14 protein-coding genes are annotated in these 16,779 nt (G+C 72.7%); 12 read left to right on the forward strand and 2 right to left on the reverse strand.

Annotation, left to right across the window (positions count from 1 at the left end; translation table 11 throughout):
• The first annotated feature begins 22 nt into the window (after positions 1–22).
• From FE374_RS04885 to FE374_RS04935, 11 genes are all read left to right on the forward strand, one after another.
• Positions 23–1,138, forward strand: a complete 1,116-nt coding sequence (locus FE374_RS04885) for a BMP family lipoprotein (RefSeq protein WP_230978459.1) — start codon at positions 23–25, stop codon at positions 1,136–1,138.
• A 144-nt stretch (positions 1,139–1,282) separates the two neighbouring features.
• A complete protein-coding gene (locus tag FE374_RS04890; protein ID WP_139927497.1) occupies positions 1,283–2,863 on the forward strand; it encodes an ABC transporter ATP-binding protein in 1,581 nt (526 codons plus the stop codon).
• Positions 2,860–4,182, forward strand: coding sequence for an ABC transporter permease (locus FE374_RS04895; protein WP_388042921.1), 1,323 nt, complete (start codon positions 2,860–2,862; stop codon positions 4,180–4,182). Before FE374_RS04890 ends, FE374_RS04895 begins: the two co-directional genes overlap by 4 nt.
• Positions 4,179–5,468, forward strand: coding sequence for an ABC transporter permease (locus tag FE374_RS04900; RefSeq protein ID WP_139927498.1), 1,290 nt, complete (start codon positions 4,179–4,181; stop codon positions 5,466–5,468). The genes FE374_RS04895 and FE374_RS04900 overlap by 4 nt, the downstream gene beginning before the upstream one ends.
• Positions 5,469–5,517: 49 nt before the next feature.
• Positions 5,518–5,928, forward strand: coding sequence for a cytidine deaminase (locus tag FE374_RS04905; RefSeq protein WP_139927499.1), 411 nt, complete (start codon positions 5,518–5,520; stop codon positions 5,926–5,928).
• The gene (locus FE374_RS04910; RefSeq protein ID WP_139927500.1) at positions 5,925–7,259 is read left to right on the forward strand and encodes a thymidine phosphorylase; all 1,335 of its coding nucleotides are present in this window, start codon (positions 5,925–5,927) and stop codon (positions 7,257–7,259) included. The genes FE374_RS04905 and FE374_RS04910 overlap by 4 nt, the downstream gene beginning before the upstream one ends.
• A gap of 25 nt (positions 7,260–7,284) precedes the next feature.
• Positions 7,285–8,277: a hypothetical protein gene (locus FE374_RS04915; RefSeq protein ID WP_139927501.1), complete on the forward strand. Its 993-nt coding sequence runs from the start codon at positions 7,285–7,287 to the stop codon at positions 8,275–8,277.
• Between the two features lie 75 nt (positions 8,278–8,352).
• Positions 8,353–8,586: a hypothetical protein gene (locus FE374_RS04920; protein ID WP_139927502.1), complete on the forward strand. Its 234-nt coding sequence runs from the start codon at positions 8,353–8,355 to the stop codon at positions 8,584–8,586.
• Between the two features lie 224 nt (positions 8,587–8,810).
• A complete protein-coding gene (gene deoC / locus FE374_RS04925; protein WP_139927503.1) occupies positions 8,811–9,824 on the forward strand; it encodes a deoxyribose-phosphate aldolase in 1,014 nt (337 codons plus the stop codon).
• 8 nt (positions 9,825–9,832) lie between these two features.
• Positions 9,833–11,404 carry an aldehyde dehydrogenase family protein gene (locus FE374_RS04930; RefSeq protein WP_139927504.1) on the forward strand — a complete coding sequence of 524 codons (1,572 nt, stop codon included), beginning with the start codon at positions 9,833–9,835 and terminating at the stop codon, positions 11,402–11,404.
• Positions 11,401–12,255, forward strand: a complete 855-nt coding sequence (locus FE374_RS04935) for an aldehyde dehydrogenase family protein (RefSeq protein WP_139927505.1) — start codon at positions 11,401–11,403, stop codon at positions 12,253–12,255. The genes FE374_RS04930 and FE374_RS04935 overlap by 4 nt, the downstream gene beginning before the upstream one ends.
• A gap of 170 nt (positions 12,256–12,425) precedes the next feature.
• On the opposite strand, the gene FE374_RS04940 is transcribed toward FE374_RS04935, so the two are convergent.
• Positions 12,426–14,132: a phospho-sugar mutase gene (locus tag FE374_RS04940; protein ID WP_139927506.1), complete on the reverse strand. Its 1,707-nt coding sequence runs from the start codon at positions 14,130–14,132 to the stop codon at positions 12,426–12,428.
• Positions 14,133–14,188: 56 nt separating this feature from the next.
• Positions 14,189–15,031: a purine-nucleoside phosphorylase gene (locus FE374_RS04945; protein ID WP_139927507.1), complete on the reverse strand. Its 843-nt coding sequence runs from the start codon at positions 15,029–15,031 to the stop codon at positions 14,189–14,191.
• A gap of 326 nt (positions 15,032–15,357) precedes the next feature.
• Between FE374_RS04945 and FE374_RS04950 the strand changes: the two genes are divergently transcribed.
• The gene (locus tag FE374_RS04950) at positions 15,358–16,776 is read left to right on the forward strand and encodes an NAD(P)H-quinone dehydrogenase (protein WP_139931361.1); all 1,419 of its coding nucleotides are present in this window, start codon (positions 15,358–15,360) and stop codon (positions 16,774–16,776) included.
• The last annotated feature ends 3 nt before the right edge of the window (positions 16,777–16,779 follow it).

Below are 16,779 nucleotides of genomic sequence, written 5' to 3' on the forward strand. Positions count from 1 at the left end.
CACACACATGCAGGAGACACGCGTGAAGAAGAGCATCTACGCGACGGCGCTCGTGGCGTCCGCCGCCCTGGCGCTCGCGGCCTGTGGCGCCGCGCCGGAGGAAGAGGAGACTCCCGCCGCTGGTGAGGAGACCACCGCCGAGGAGACCGAGGGCGGTGCCTCCGACTTCCTGGCCTGCGTCGTCTCCGACCAGGGCGGGTGGGACGACCAGTCCTTCAACCAGTCCGCCTACGAGGGCCTCCTCAAGGCGGTCGACGAGCTGGGTGTCCAGGAGGCCGACGCGGAGTCGCAGTCCGACGCCGACTACGGGCCCAACATCGACTCCATGGTCCAGCAGGGCTGCAACCTCACCATCGGCGTCGGCTTCCTCCTCGAGGACCCGATCCAGAGCGCCGCCGAGGCGAACCCCGACGTGAACTTCGGCCTCATCGACTCCACCTTCTCCGACGCGGACTTCAACCCGGTCGAGCTCGACAACGCCAAGCCGATCGTGTTCAACACCGCCGAGGCCGCCTACCTCGGTGGCTACGTCGCGGCCGGCATGACCAAGACCGGCACCGTCGCCACCTTCGGCGGCATGCAGATCCCCTCCGTGACGATCTTCATGGACGGCTTCGCCGACGGCGTCGCGAAGTACAACGAGGACAACGGCACCGACGTCACGCTCCTCGGCTGGGACAAGGAGGGCCAGAAGGGCTCCTTCTCCGGCGACTTCGACAACCGCGCGCAGGGCCAGACGCTGACGGAGCAGTTCATCGCCCAGGGCGCCGACATCATCATGCCGGTGGCCGGCCCCGTCGGCCTGGGTGCGGCGGCCGCGGCCGACGCCGCGGGCGACGTCTGGGTCATCGGCGTGGACTCCGACTGGTACGAGTCGACGGAGTTCGGCTCCATCGTCCTGACCTCTGTGATCAAGCAGATCGGCCAGGCCGTGTTCGACACCATCTCCGAGTCGGCCGACGGCAACTTCAGCGCCGACCCGTACATCGGCACCCTGGAGAACGAGGGCGTGGGTCTGGCCCCGTTCCACGACTTCGATGCCGAGGTCCCGCAGGAGCTCAAGGACGCGGTCACCGCGCTCCAGGAGCAGATCATCGCCGGCGAGATCACCGTCGAGTCGGTCAACGCGCCTCAGTGATGCGGACCCGCTGAGCGCAGCAGCTCCCTGACGGCCCGGCCCTCGTGGCCGGGCCGTCCGGCTCTCCGCTCGACTAGTGTCGTGCCGTCCGGCACAGCAGCCACTCGCGCACCAGGTGCGCCCGATCCAGGGAGCTCACGCAACGTGAAGCTGGAGCTGAAGGGGATCACCAAGGTCTTCGGGTCGCTCGTCGCCAACGACCACATCGACCTCGTGGTCGAGCCCGGCGAGATCCACGCTCTGCTCGGGGAGAACGGGGCCGGCAAGAGCACCTTGATGAATGTCCTCTACGGCCTGTACGACCCCGACGACGGTCAGATCCTCCTCGACGACAAGCCGGTGAACTTCACCGGCCCCGGTGACGCCGTCGCCGCGGGCATCGGCATGGTTCACCAGCACTTCATGCTCGTCCCCGTCTTCACGGTGGCCGAGTCGGTGGTGCTCGGCTACGAGCCCACCGGCGCCGCGGGCCTGATCAACCTGCGCGAGGCCCGCAAGCGGGTCAAGGACATCTCCGACCGGTTCGGCTTCCACGTGGACCCGGACGCCTACATCGAGGACCTGCCGGTCGGCGTGCAACAGCGGGTCGAGATCATCAAGGCGCTCTCCCGCGACGCCCGCGTGCTCATCCTGGACGAGCCCACCGCTGTGCTCACCCCGCAGGAGACCGACGACCTGATCGAGATCATGCGTCAGCTCAAGGCCAACGGCACCTCGATCGTGTTCATCACCCACAAGCTCCGCGAGGTCCGCGCGGTGGCCGACAAGATCACCGTGATCCGCCGCGGCAAGGTCGTCGGCGAGGCCAGCCCTACCTCCACCGAGACCGAGCTCGCGTCCATGATGGTCGGGCGCACGGTGAGCATGACCGTGGACAAGGCGCCCGCCGAGCCCGGCGAGGACGCCTTCCAGGTCACCGACCTGACCGTGCTCGACGCCGACGGCAAGACGATGGTGGACAACCTCAGCTTCTCCGTGCGCCGCGGCGAGATCCTTGCCGTCGCCGGCGTGCAGGGCAACGGTCAGACCGAGCTGACCGAGACCATCCTCGGGCTCACCGCTCCCGTCACCGGTTCCCTCACCCTCGACGGCACCGAGCTGGTCGGGCGCGGGGTGAAGGACCGGCTGCGCGCCGGACTTGGCTTCGTGCCCGAGGACCGCTCCACCGACGGGATCATCGCCAGCTTCTCCGTGGCGGAGAACCTCGTGCTCGACCTCTACGACACCGAGCCCTTCGCCTCCGGCATGGCCATGAGCCCCGCGGTGGTGCGGCGCAGCGCCGAGCAGCGGGTGTCCGAGTTCGACATCCGGCTCACGTCGGTCGAGGACCCGATCTCGACACTCTCGGGCGGCAACCAGCAGAAGGTGGTCATCGCGCGGGAGATGTCCCGCCCGCTGCGCCTCCTGGTGGCCTCGCAGCCCACCCGCGGACTGGACGTCGGCTCCATCGAGTTCATGCACAAGCGGATCGTGTCGGAGCGGGACAACGGCACCCCTGTACTGATCGTCTCGACGGAGCTCGACGAGGTGCTCGCGCTGGCCGACCGCATCGCCGTGATGTACCGCGGCCGGATGGTCGGCATCGTCGAGGCCGGAACCCACCGGGACGTCCTGGGTCTCATGATGGCGGGCGTACCGCTGGAGGAGGCCCAGGCCCAGGCGGCTGAGCACCGCACCATGATGGCCGCCGCGGACGTCGTGGCCGAGCAGGAGGGACGGCAGTGAGCGACCCCGTCAACGAGACCCCCCAGGTCGCCGCACAGCCGGGCGACCTGACCGCCCGCGGGGACGCCGTCGCGGGCCCTGGCGGCGTGCCGCGAGAGACGCCCCCCGCGGCAGAGACGAGGACGTCCCAGTTCTTCCGCGACCTGCTCTCCGGGAGCTGGCTGGTCTCGGTGCTGGCCATCTTGGTCGCCCTGGTGATCGGCGCGGTGCTCATCGCCCTGGCCGACGCCGGCGTGCAGGAGGCCTCCGCCTACGTCTTCGCCCGGCCCTCGGACTTCTTCGCCGCGTCCTGGGACGCCGTGAACAGCGCCTACGTGGCCCTGTTCCGCGGTGCCATCTTCGACTTCCAGGCCGAGACCTTCGCCCGCTCGATCCGCCCGTTCACTGAGACCCTGGTGTTCTCCGTGCCGCTGATCCTCGCCGGCCTCGGCGTCGCCGTGGGCTTCCGTGCGGGCCTGTTCAACATCGGTGGCCAGGGCCAGATCATCCTCGGCGGCATCTTCGGTGCCTTCATCGGCTTCACCTTCGACCTGCCGCCGGTGCTGCACGTGACTCTCGCCGCCATCGGCGCCGCGCTGGGCGGTGCCATCTGGGCGGGCATCGCCGGTGTGCTCAAGGCCCGCACTGGCGCCAACGAGGTGATCGTCACGATCATGCTCAACAACATCGCGGTGTACCTCGTCGCGTACCTGCTCACCACCCAGGCGTTCAAGCTGCCGGGGTCGCCGTTCCCGAAGTCGCCGAACATCCCCACGGACTCCGGCACCTTCCCGCTCCTGCTGGGCCCGAGCTTCCGGCTCCACGCCGGGTTCCTCGTGGCCATCGCGGTGACCGTGTTCGTGTGGTGGCTGCTCGAGCGCTCCACGCTCGGCTTCGAGCTGCGCGCCTCGGGCGCCAACCCCTCGGCCGCCCGCACCGCCGGCATCTCGGTGCCCCGGGTCACGGTCTTCACCATGCTGATCGCCGGCGCGCTGTGTGGTCTCGCCGGCGCGGCGCAGGTGCTGGGGACCGAGAAGGCCCTCACCGCCGGCGTCGCGGCCAGCTACGGCTTCGACGCCATCACCGTCGCCCTGCTCGGCCGGTCCCGCCCGTTCGGCACCTTCTTGTCGGGCCTGCTCTTCGGCGCGCTCAAGGCCGGCGGTTTCCTCATGCAGTCCACGACGAACACCCCGATCGACATCATCCTCGTGGTGCAGTCGATCATCGTGCTGCTCATCGCGGCCCCGCCGCTGGTGCGTGCCATCTTCCGACTCCCCACCCCCGGCGCCGCACCGCGTCGCCGGACCGCCACCCCGGCCGTCAAGGAGGCTGCGGCATGACCGCCACCACCACCGCCGCGCCCCGGGAGGAGACCAGCCCCACCGTGCTCGTGCCGGTGAGCTGGCGCTGGCCGGTCATCTACGGCGTCCTCACCGCCGTGACCCTCGTGCTGTTCACCCTGCTGCCCGAGCGGGGCCAGGAGACCACCTTCCAGCTCTCCCGCGCCACCGACCTCATCGCCATCCCCAACTTCGCCGTCCCCAGCGTCCTGACGAACTGGGTGCTCACCGCGATCATGGTGGCGCTGACCCTCTTCGTCACCCGGCTGGCCCTCGCCCGGCGGAAGGTGCCCGTCTGGGCGCCGGTCGTCTTCGGCACCGCGTTCGTCCTCTCCTTCCTCGTGTGGGTGGGAGCCGGCCGGGCCACGGTCATCCCGCTCACCACGCTGCTGCAGGGCGCGCTCGCCCTGTCCGTGCCGCTCGTCTTCGGTGCCCTGTGCGGCGTGCTGTGCGAGCGGTCCGGCATCGTCAACATCGCCATCGAGGGCCAGCTCCTCGGCGGCGCGTTCCTCGCCGCGGTGATCGGCTCGCTGACCTCCAGCGCGTACCTGGGAATGATCGCCGCACCCATCGCCGGCGCCCTCGTCGGCGTGCTGCTGTCCTTCTTCGCGGTGCGGTACTGGGTGGACCAGATCATCGTCGGCGTGGTCCTCAACGTCCTGGTCATCGGCCTGACGAGCTTCCTGTTCTCCACCGTCCTGACCGAGAACGCCGAGCAGTTCAACGCCCGGCAGCGCCTGCCGAACCTGCCGATCCCGCTGCTCTCGGAGATTCCCGTCATCGGGCCGGTGCTGTTCAACCAGAACCTGCTCGTCTACCTCATGTACGTCGCGGTGATCGTGCTGCAGATCTTCCTGTTCCGCAGCCGATGGGGCCTGCGGGTGCGGTCCGTGGGTGAGCACCCCAAGGCGGCCGACACCGTCGGCATCAAGGTCAACCGCACCCGCGTGCGCAACACGATCCTCGGCGGCGCGGTCGCCGGCCTGGGCGGGGCCTTCTTCACGGTCGGCTCCGGGCTGGCCTTCGGCAAGGAGATGTCGGCCGGGCAGGGCTACATCGCCCTCGCCGCGATGATCCTGGGCAAGTGGAACCCGACCGGCGCCCTGGCTGCCGCCCTGCTGTTCGGGTTCTCCAAGAACCTGGGCAACGTGCTCTCCACGATCGGCTCACCCGTGCCCAGTGAGTTCCTGCTCATGCTGCCCTACGTCGTGACGATCTTCGCCGTCGCCGGGTTCGTGGGTCGGGTGCGGGCCCCCGCAGCGGAGAACATCCCGTACATCAAGTGACCACGCTGCGCCGGCCCGCCGCGCGCGCACGAGCCGCACTGGAGGCCTCATGACGATCTCCGAAGGGACCTGGACCGCCTTGCGGGCCCTGGCGTACGAGGCGATGGAACGGGCGTACGTGCCCTACTCGGACTTCCCCGTGGGGGCCGCTGCGCTCGTCGACGACGGGCGCACCGTCTCGGGCTGCAACGTGGAGAACGCCGGGTACGGCGTCACCCTGTGCGCCGAGTGCGGGCTGATCTCGGACCTGATCCGCGGCGGCGGCGGCCGCCTCGTGGCCTTCACCTGCGTGGGCCGCCGCGGGCAGCTCCTCGTACCGTGCGGGCGGTGCCGCCAGCTGCTCTGGGAGCACGGCGGCCCCGACCTGCTCGTGGAGATGCCCGGCGGCGTCCGCCCGATGAGCGAAGTCCTGCCCGACGCGTTCGGGCCCGAGTACCTCACCCGGGAGGCCACCGCATGACCGAGTCCTTCGACGCCGTCGACGTCATCCGCACCAAACGCGACGGCGGGGTCCTCAACGCTGCCCAGATCGACTGGGTCATCGACGCCTACACCCGTGGCGTCGTCGCCGAGGAGCAGATGAGCGCCCTCGCCATGGCGATCTTCCTCAACGGGATGGAGCGCGCGGAGATCGTCCGGTGGACCCAGGCGATGATCCGCTCCGGCGAGCGCATGGACTTCTCGCGGCTCTCGCGACCCACCGCCGACAAGCACTCCACCGGCGGCGTGGGGGACAAGATCACGCTGCCCCTGGCCCCGCTCGTCGCCGTCTTCGACGTCGCCGTACCCCAGCTGTCGGGCCGCGGGCTCGGCCACACCGGCGGCACCCTGGACAAGCTCGAGTCCATCCCCGGCTGGCAGGCGTCGCTGAGCAACGCCCAGATCCTGACGCAGCTCGAGGACGTCGGCGCGGTCATCTGCGCGGCCGGCGCCGGGCTGGCACCAGCGGACAAGAAGCTGTACGCCCTGCGCGACACCACGGCCACCGTCGAGGCGATCCCGCTGATCGCCAGCTCCATCATGAGCAAGAAGATCGCCGAGGGCACCGACTCACTGGTGCTGGACGTCAAGGTCGGGTCCGGGGCGTTCATGAAGGACGCTGAGCGGGCCCGTGAGCTCGCGCGCACCATGGTCGAGCTCGGCACGGACGCCGGGGTGCGCACGGTCGCCCTGCTCACCGACATGTCCACCCCGCTGGGCCTGACGGCCGGCAACGCGCTCGAGGTGCGCGAGTCCGTCGAGGTGCTCGCCGGCGGCGGCCCCGCAGACGTCGTCGAGCTGACCGTGGCGCTGGCGCGGGAGATGCTCGACGCCGCGGGCCGCCCGGACGCCGACCCGGCGGCGGCGCTGCAGGACGGCCGGGCCATGGACGTGTGGCGCCGGATGATCGCCGCCCAGGGCGGCGACCCCGACGCGCCGCTCCCGGTCGCCCGGCACACCGAGCAGGTGCTCGCCGACGCCGACGGCGTGCTCACCGGCCTCGACGCCTACGCCGTCGGGGTGGCCGCGTGGCGGCTAGGGGCCGGGCGGGCCCGCAAGGAGGACCCGGTCCAGGCGGTCGCCGGCGTGGAGCTGCACGCCAAGCCCGGCGACCCGGTCCGCAAGGGCCAGCCGCTCCTGACGCTCCACACCGACACCTCGGAGCGGTTCGACCGGGCCCGGGAGGCCCTCGACGGCGGCGTGGTCATCTCCGCGGGGCGGCCGCCCGCGGGGCAGTCGGCCGGGCAGACGCCGGTCCGCCAGGCGTCCGACACCGGGCGCACGGTCGTGCTCGACCGGGTCGCCGGCTGAGCGGTCCTCCGGCACGCTGGGCGCCATGGTTACGTGGTCCCGGTTGTCCCTGACTTTCCTTCTCGCACCGTGGACCCGGCCGGTCCGAGGCCCGTCGCCGGCCCCGAGCCGGGCGGGCGGGGCGGCGGAGCTGCGCCTGGCCGCCCACGGCCCGCGGGGCTACGGCCCGGTGGCGTCCGCTCCCCATCCCCGTGAGATGTCATCTTCTCCCCGAGATGTCACCTCGGCGGCGTCGTCCACCCCGCCACCGGCCACCCGGCCTGCTCCAGCCCCGCCCACGCCGGGCGCCAGAGCCGGGCTGCCCGTCACTCTTGGCGGCGCCCCCGCCCGGCAGAGCGACCAGACCACGTGCGGGTCCACGGCCCTGCTCATGCTCGCCGCCACCGGGGACCGCGTGCTCGCCGACTGGCTCGAGCACGGCACCTTGCCGCCGGAGCTGCTCCCACATCGGGTGCCACCGGAGATCCCGCCCGCCGCGCTCGGCGGTACCGCCCAGCCGGGGCCCGCGGGCGTGACCGCCCGGCTCACGGCCGCCCAGCGGCACGTCAGGACCCGGACCTCCGCCGCCGCGCTCGGCCCGGCGCCCTGGCCGGGGTCGCTCGGTACCCCGCCCTGGACGGCGGCCCGCGAGGCCCGGTTCCCCGGGGTGCGCTACCGCTCGGTCCCGCTGGCCGACACGACCGCCCGGGCCCGCACACTCCTCACCAGCGTCCACGGCGCCACCCTTGCCGGCGTACCCGTCCCGCTCTACACAGGCGGCGACCTCGGCCGCGGGCTGACCACCGCCGTACCACGGCACGTGGTGCTCGCCGTGCCGCCGCCGGCGGCCGCCGCCCACCGCGGCCACGACGACGCCGGCAGACCGGTGCTCCACCTTTACGATCCCGCGAGCGGGCGGGTCTACCCCGTCCTCCTCGACGAGCTGCTCGACCGGGAGGGCCCCCACCCGGCCCTGGGCGGGTGGTCGCACGTGGTCTGGGTCGTGCTCCCCGAGCCCGTCCACGCCGACGCCGCCTGACCCGCTCACTGCCTTGCGCCGCCCTACCCGCCGGGGCACGCTGGCCTCGAAACCCCGCCCACCCCTGGAGGAGCCATGAGCATCCCGCGACCGGACCGCATCGCCGAGCCCGCCGTCGAGCTCGACCCCGAGGTGCTCGGCGAGGAGCACGTGGCCGAGGACGACGTCGCCGCGTCCCCCGAGGAGTACGAACCCGAGGTCGTGGTGGACGAGCCCACCCGGGAGGCCAGCCCAGAGGACGTGGCCGAGCAGCTCGCCGAGGTGCCCGACGAGGACGACGAAGGCCCGGAGGCCGACGAGGGGCCCTGACCCGCCGGCGCGGTCGAGGGCCCCGGCGGTCGCCCCGGAACCGTCCTCCCGCGGGGCCCGCGGCCGTGCGCAGGAGCGCACCCGCGCCTGCCACGCCCCCCGACCACCCCGCGATGGGTAACGTTGCTCCTGAAGGGTGCGCGTCCGTCGTCGCTGACGGCACGCGTCCCGGCACCTGGCAGACGGCCGGCGGCGCACCGGCACCGGCGGAACGGGGAGCGAGCATGACACTGCAGACAGGGGCGAGGGCGCTGGCGCCCGCCGAGCGGGCCGCCGCGCTCCTGGGCGGCGACCTCACCGAGAAGAGCCTGCGGCTGCACCTGGAGGGCCTGCCCGGCGTGGACGCCGTCGGCCTCGAGCAGCGCGCCGCCGGTCTGGGCACCCGCTCGATCAAGACCTCGTCCAAGGCGTGGGCGATCGACACGGTCATCCGCCTCATCGACCTGACCACCCTGGAGGGTGCGGACACCCCCGGGAAGGTCCGCTCCCTGGTCGCCAAGGCGATCACCCCGGACCCCATGGACCTCAGCGCGCCCCGGCCGGCCGCCGTCTGTGTGTACGGCGACATGGTGCCGGTGGCCGTCGAGGCTCTCGGGGCCCGCCAGGGGCTGGACTCGGGTGGCATCAACATCGCCGCCGTCGCCACCGCGTTCCCCAGCGGCCGGGCCTCCCGCGCCGTCAAGCTCGCCGACACCGCCGAGGCCGTCGCCGCCGGCGCGGACGAGATCGACATGGTCATCGACCGCGGCGCCTTCCTCGCCGGCCGCTACGGCCAGGTCTTCGACGAGATCGTCGCCGTCAAGGAGGTCTGCCGCCGCACCGACGGCAGCTACGCCCACCTCAAGGTCATCCTCGAGACCGGCGAGCTGACCACCTACGACAACGTCCGCCGCGCCTCCTGGCTCGCGATCCTCGCGGGCGGCGACTTCATCAAGACCTCCACCGGGAAGGTCCAGCCCGCCGCGACCCTGCCCGTCACCTTGCTCATGCTGCAGGTCGTGGGCCAGTGGTACCGCCTGACCGGGGAGCGGATCGGCGTGAAGCCCGCCGGCGGCATCCGCACCTCCAAGGACGCCATCAAGTACCTCGTCACGGTGGCCGAGACCGTCGGGGAGGACTGGCTCGACCCTCACCTGTTCCGGTTCGGCGCCTCCAGCCTGCTCAACGACGTGCTGCTGCAGCGCCAGCGCATGACCACCGGTCGGTACAGCGGCCCCGACTACGTCACCATCGATTGAGGACCGACATGACCTTCCTCGACTACGCCCCGGCGCCCGAGTCGACGGCGCTGCTGCACCTGCGAGACAGCTACGGGCTGTTCATCGACGGTGAGTTCGTCGACGGCCGCGGCGACGGCTTCGTGACCATCTCCCCGGCAACCGAGAAACCCATCGCCGAGATCGCGAACGCGAACGCCGCCGACGTCGACGCCGCCGTCGCCGCCGCCCGCCGCGCCTACGAGCGCACCTGGTCCAGGCTGAGCGGCACCGACCGGGGCAAGTACCTCTTCCGCATCGCCCGCCTCGTGCAGGAACGTGCCCGCGAGCTCGCCGTCGCCGAGAGCCTCGACAACGGCAAGCCCATCAAGGAGAGCCGCGACGTCGACATCCCGCTCGTGGCCGCCTGGTTCTTCTACTACGCCGGCTGGGCGGACAAGCTCGACCACGCCGGCCTGGGCCCGGACCCGCGCTCGCTCGGCGTGGCCGCGCAGGTCATCCCGTGGAACTTCCCGCTGATGATGCTGGCGTGGAAGATCGCCCCCGCGCTCGCGGCGGGGAACACCGTGGTGCTCAAGCCGGCCGAGACCACCTCGCTGACCGCGCTGCTGTTCGCCGAGCTCCTCCAGCAGGCGGACCTGCCACCCGGCGTCGTCAACATCATCACCGGCGCCGGGGACACCGGGGAGGCCCTGGTCAACCACGACGGCGTCGACAAGGTGGCGTTCACCGGGTCCACCGCCGTGGGCCGGGCCATCGCCCGGTCGGTCGCCGGCACCGGGAAGAAGGTCACCCTCGAGCTGGGCGGGAAGGCCGCGAACATCGTCTTCGACGACGCACCCATCGACCAGGCCATCGAGGGCATCGTCAACGGCATCTTCTTCAACCAGGGCCACGTGTGCTGCGCCGGGTCGCGCCTGCTCGTGCAGGAGAACGTCCACGACGAGGTCATCGATCGGCTCAAGGCCCGGATGATGACGCTGCGGCTGGGCGACCCGCTGGACAAGAACACCGACATCGGCGCCATCAACTCCGCCGAGCAGCTCGAGCGCATCCGTGAGCTCTCAGAGATCGGGGAGCGCGAGGGTGCCGAGCGCTGGTCCGCCCCGTGCGTCATCCCCGAGAACGGGTTCTGGTACGCGCCGACCATCTTCACCGGCGTCGCCACCTCGCACCGCATCGCCCGCGACGAGATCTTCGGGCCGGTGCTGTCGGTGCTGACCTTCCGCACCCCGGCGGAGGCGGTGGCCAAGGCGAACAACACCCCGTACGGCCTCTCCGCCGGCGTCTGGACGGAGAAGGGCAGCCGAATCCTCGCCGTCGCCGACAAGCTCCGCGCCGGCGTGGTGTGGGCGAACACCTTCAACAAGTTCGACCCGTCCTCCCCGTTCGGCGGGTACAAGGAGTCCGGCTACGGCCGGGAGGGGGGCCGCCACGGCCTGGCCGCCTACCTCGAGCCCGCGGCGGCCCAGGTCCCCGCGCGCCGGAGCCAGCCGGCCGGCCGTCTCACGGCCACCCGTGAGGAGCCCGCACCGGCTGAGGAGCCCGCACCGGCCGACGCCGAGCCCACCAGCACGTCCGCCCGGAAGGATGCCAAGTGACACGCCTCGCCGTGCCCAAGACCTACAAGCTCTACATCGGCGGGAAGTTCCCCCGCAGCGAGAGCGGGCGGAGCTACGAGGTCCGCTCCACCGGTGGGGAGTTCCTCGCCAACGCCGCCAAGGCCAGCCGCAAGGACGCGCGCGACGCCGTCCGCGCGGCTCGCGCGGCCGTGTCCGGCTGGGCCGGGGCGACGGCGTACAACCGCGGGCAGGTCCTCTACCGCATCGCCGAGCTGCTGGAAGGTCGCCGCGGGCAGTTCGTGGACGAGGTCGCCGCCAGCGAGGGCCTGACCGTCGAGGCGGCGGCGGCACAGGTCGACGCCGCCATCGACGTGTGGGTCTGGTACGCCGGCTGGGCCGACAAGTACGCCCAGGTGGCCGGCAACGCCAACCCCGTGGCCGGCCCGTACTTCAACCTCTCCGCCCCCGAGCCCACCGGGGTCGTGGCGATGGTCGCGCCGCAGCAGTCCTCGCTGCTGGGACTGGTGTCCGTCGTCGCGCCGGCGCTGGTGGCCGGCAACACCGTTGTCGTCGTCGCGAGCGAGCCGGCACCCCTCAGCGCGATCACGCTGAGTGAGGTGCTGGCCACCTCCGACGTGCCCGGCGGGGTGGTCAACGTCCTGACCGGGTCGCCCGCCGAGATCGCCCCGTGGCTCGCCGCGCACGCCGACGTCGACGCCCTCGACCTCGCCGGCGCCGGGGACCTGGACTGGGTCGACCTGCAGGTGGCGGCCGCGGAGACGCTCAAGCGGGTCGTGGAGCCGGTGGCCGGGGTGCCGACGCCCACACTGGGCCGCATCACGGCGTTCACCGAGACCAAGACCGTCTGGCACCCCAAGGGCATGCTCTGACCCAGCCCTCACCCCGGGTCGCGAGATGTCATCTCTTCCGTGAGATGTCATCTCCGCTGCCGCACGTCACCCTCTGTGTCAGCCTGGCCGGGTCAACCTGTCACGGCGCGAGCCATGACATGTCGCGGAGAAGATGACATCTCGCGGGCAGTGGGAATCGGAGGGGCGGGTCAGAGGCCGACGGCGGCCGCCACGTCGGCGCGCAGCCGCTCCAGCCGGGCGGCGGCCACCCGCCGGGTGGCCGTGACGTCACCGGTGTCGGGGACCGGGACGATGACCTCCAGGTAGCACTTGAGCTTCGGCTCGGTGCCGGAGGGCCGGATGATCACCCGGTCCTCGGCGGCGGTGAGGTACATCAGCCCGTCGGTGGGCGGCAGGTCCGGTGAGCCCTCGGCGAGGTCCGTGGTGGCGACCACCGGCGAGCCGGTCAACGTGGTGGGTCCCGCGGCCCGCAGCCGCGCCATGGCGGCGGGGATCAGGGACAGGTCCTCCACCCGCACCGAGAGCTGGCTGGTCGCGTGGAGCCCGTGCCGGCGCGCCAGGTCGTCGAGCGACGCCGTGAACGTCGAGCCGGCGTTGACGAGCTGGGCGGTGAGATAGGCCAGGCGCAGCGCCGCGGAGATGCCGTCCTTGTCGCGCACCGCCGCGGGGTCCACGCAGTAGCCGATCGCCTCCTCGTAGCCGAACACGAGCCCCTCGGTGCGCGCGATCCACTTGAACCCGGTCAAGGTGGTGCGGTGCTCGAGGCCGTGCGACCTGGCGACCTTCTCCAGCAGCCGGGACGACACCACCGAGCTGGCCATCACCCCACGACCGGTGAGGGCCATGGCCTGCCCGGTCTGCGCGCCGAGCAGGGCGCCGATCTCGTCTCCTGTGAGCTGGCGCCAGCCGCCCGGGACGGCGCGGTCCGGGATGGCCATCGAGCACCGGTCCGCGTCGGGGTCGTTGGCCAGCACCACGTCGGCGTCGACCGCGCGGGCCAGGTCGAGGGCGAGGTTCAGGGCCCCGGGCTCCTCCGGGTTGGGGAACGCGATCGTGGGAAAGTCGGGATCGGGGTCGGCCTGCTGGGCCACCACGTGCACGTCGGTGAACCCGGCCCGCCGCAGCACCTCGACCGCCGTCGCCCCGCCCACCCCGTGCATCGGGGTGTACACGATCCGCACGTCACGGGTGTGCCGGGCGGGGATGAGGGAGGCGGCCCGGCGCAGGTAGGCCTCGCGGACGTCGGCGCCGAGGACCGTCCAGCCGGCCTCGGTGCGGGGCACCAGGTTCGCGGGGCCGGCGGCGGCGATCCGCCCGGCGATCTCCGCGTCGTACGGCGGCACGATCTGGGCGCCCTGCCCGGCGTCGGTGACCACCCGGCCGCCCAGGTACACCTTGTACCCGTTGTCCTGGGGCGGGTTGTGCGAGGCGGTCACCATGACGCCGGCGTCGGTGCCGAGATGACGCACCGCGAAGGCGAGGACCGGGGTGGGCAGCGGGCCGGGCAGCAGCATCGCCTGCCCCCCGGCGGCGGTGACGACGGCGGCGGTGTCCTGGGCGAAGCGGGCCGACCCGTAGCGTGCGTCGTAGCCGATGACGACGGTGAACCCCACGCCCACCCGCGAGGTCAGGTACGCCGACAGGCCGGCGGCCGCCTTGATGACCACCGCCCGGTTCATCCGGTTCGGGCCGGCGCCGAGCGCCCCGCGCAGCCCCGCGGTGCCGAACTCCAGCGTCCCGGCGAACCGGTTGTCCAGGTCCGCGCGGGCGGTCTCCGCCGCGCCGTCGCCGGGTTCGCCCGCGGCCTGCGCCAGCAGCTCGGTGAGCTCCGCCCGGGCGGTGGGGTCGGGGTCGGCGTCGATCCAGGCGCGGACCTCCTCGGTCGTGGTGTTCATGTGACTGGCTCCTTGGCGCCGGGTGGGCGAATGTGCGGTGGTCCGATCCGCCTGCGTCAGAGCCGGCGGACGATCTCGGCGAGCAGGCGGGAGATGCGCGGTCCGGCGGCGCGGCCCGCCTCGAGCACCTCCTCGTGGGCTAGGGGGGTGGGAGAGATCCCCGCGGCGGGGTTGGTGACCAGCGACAGGCCGAGGATCTCCAGCCCGGCGTGCCGGGCCGCGATGGCCTCCAGCGCGGTGGACATGCCGACGAGGTGGCCGCCGATGCGGCGGGCCATCTGCACCTCGGCGGGCGTCTCGTAGTGCGGGCCGGGGAATTGCACGTACACGCCCTCGGGCAGCGCGGGGTCGACCTCCCGGGCCAGAGCCCGCAGCCGCGCGGAGTACAGGTCGGTCAGGTCCACGAACGTGGCGCCCTCCAGCGGTGAGGCACCGGTGAGGTTGATGTGGTCGCTGATGAGCACGGGTGTGCCTGGCGCCCACTCGGGCTCGAGCCCGCCGCAGCCGTTGGTCAGCACGACGGTGCGGGCGCCCGCCGCGGCGGCCACCCGCATCCCGTGCGCGACCCGGCGCACGTCGCGCCCCTCGTAGAAGTGCGTGCGCGCCCCGATCACCAGGGCGTGGCGGTCGGTGCCGGCGATCCGCACAGACGTGAGCCGGCCGACGTGCCCGGCGACCGTGGACGCGGAGAAGCCGGGCACGTCGGTGGCAGGGACCTCGGCGACGGTGTCGCCGAGCAGCTCGGTGGCACCACCCCACCCGGAGCCCAGGACCAGCGCGACGTCGTGGCGGTCCACTCCGGTGCGCTCGGCCAGCAGCCGGGCGGCCGCGCTGGCGACGTCGGAGGGGTTGGTGGCCGGGTCGTCGAGGCTGACCAGGGGCCGGGCGTCGTCGGGCATGGGACGACGCTATCGCGAACCGCGCGCCGGTCCGGTCCCACCGCAGGTGGTCGCGTCACCCGAGCGTCGTACCGGTTGTCGCACGAGGACGCTGCCAGCTCGCACCGATCGCCGCGCCCGTAACCTGTGCGACCCGCCCGGGCACCCCGGCGGGCGGCGGCGCGGCGCCGGGCCCGGCACAATGACCAGGCGTGAGCACCTCATCCGGTCCTGTGCCCCCACCCGCCACCGAGCAGGCCGGCGCCGCCGCGCCCGCCGTCCGCCCCGAGGCAGGTGCGCGCCCCGAGCAGCGGCGCGCCGCCGAGCCCGGCGCCGGGGCGTCCCCGGTGCGTGAGGGCTCCCGCGTGGTGATCGTCGGCGGCGGCCCGGGCGGGTACGAGGCCGCGCTGGTGGCCCGCCAGCTGGGCGCCGAGGTGCAGGTGGTCGAGCGGCAGGGGATGGGCGGCTCCGCGGTGCTCACCGACGTCGTGCCCTCCAAGACCCTGATCGCCACCGCCGAGTGGATGACCCTGACCGAGCAGGCCGGCGAGCTGGGCATCGGCGCCGACGGCGGCGCGGACGGCGAGGCGGGGGCCCTGCGTGCGGACATGGACGTCGTCGACCAGCGGGTGGTGCGGCTGGCGCAGAAGCAGTCCAAGGACATCCGCACCCGAATGGAGCGCGACGGCATCGAGATCCTCGCCGGCACGGGCCGGATCGGCGCCGACATCAGCCCGTCCGGCACCCGCGAGGTCCAGGTGAGCCTGACCGACGGCGGTGAGCGGACCCTCGAGGCGGAAATCCTCCTCGTGGCCACCGGTGCGACGCCGCGGGTGCTGCCCACCGCCCAGCCCGACGGTGAGCGCATCCTCACCTGGGCGCAGATGTACAACCTCACCGACATCCCCGAGCACCTCATCGTCGTCGGCTCCGGCGTCACCGGTGCGGAGTTCGCCAGCGCGTACAACGCCCTCGGCGCCGAGGTCACCCTGATCTCCAGCCGGGACCACGTGCTGCCGGGGGAGGACGCGCACGCCGCCGAGCTCATCGAGGGCGTCTTCCTGCGCCGGCGCATGCACGTGCTCGCCCGCGCCCGGGCCGCCGGCGCCCGGCGCGTGGGGGACGAGGTGCACGTCGAGCTCACCGACGGTCGCGTGGTCACCGGCTCGCACTGCCTCATGGCCGTGGGCGGGGTGCCCAGCACCGCCGGCATGGGCCTCGAGGAGGCCGGGGTGCGGCTGTCGGCCTCCGGCCACATCGAGGTCGACCGGGTCTCGCGCACCCGCGCACCGCGCGTGTACGCCGCCGGGGACTGCACCGGCGTGCTGCCACTCGCGTCCGTGGCCGCGATGCAGGGCCGGATCGCCATGTGGCACGCCCTCGGCGACGCCGTCGCCCCCCTCGACCTGAGCTCGGTGGCCGCGAACATCTTCACCGCCCCCGAGATCGCCACCATCGGCGTCACCCAGAAGGCCATCGAGGCCGGCGAGGTCGACGGCGCCATCACCCGGCTTCCGCTGCAGCGCAACCCGCGCGCGAAGATGCTGGGCATCAAGGAGGGCTTCATCAAGCTCTTCTCCGACCGCTCCACCGGCACCGTCATCGGCGGGGTGGTCGTGGCGCCGCGGGCCAGCGAGCTGATCTACCCGATCACGATCGCCGTCTCGCAACGGCTGACCGTGGACCAGCTGGCCAACGTCTTCACCATCTACCCGTCACTGACCGGCTCGATCGCCGAGGCGGCCCGCACCCTGCACCGGGCATGAGCC

This window comes from Georgenia yuyongxinii, from assembly GCF_006352065.1.
In the GTDB taxonomy this organism is placed as follows: domain Bacteria; phylum Actinomycetota; class Actinomycetes; order Actinomycetales; family Actinomycetaceae; genus Georgenia; species Georgenia yuyongxinii.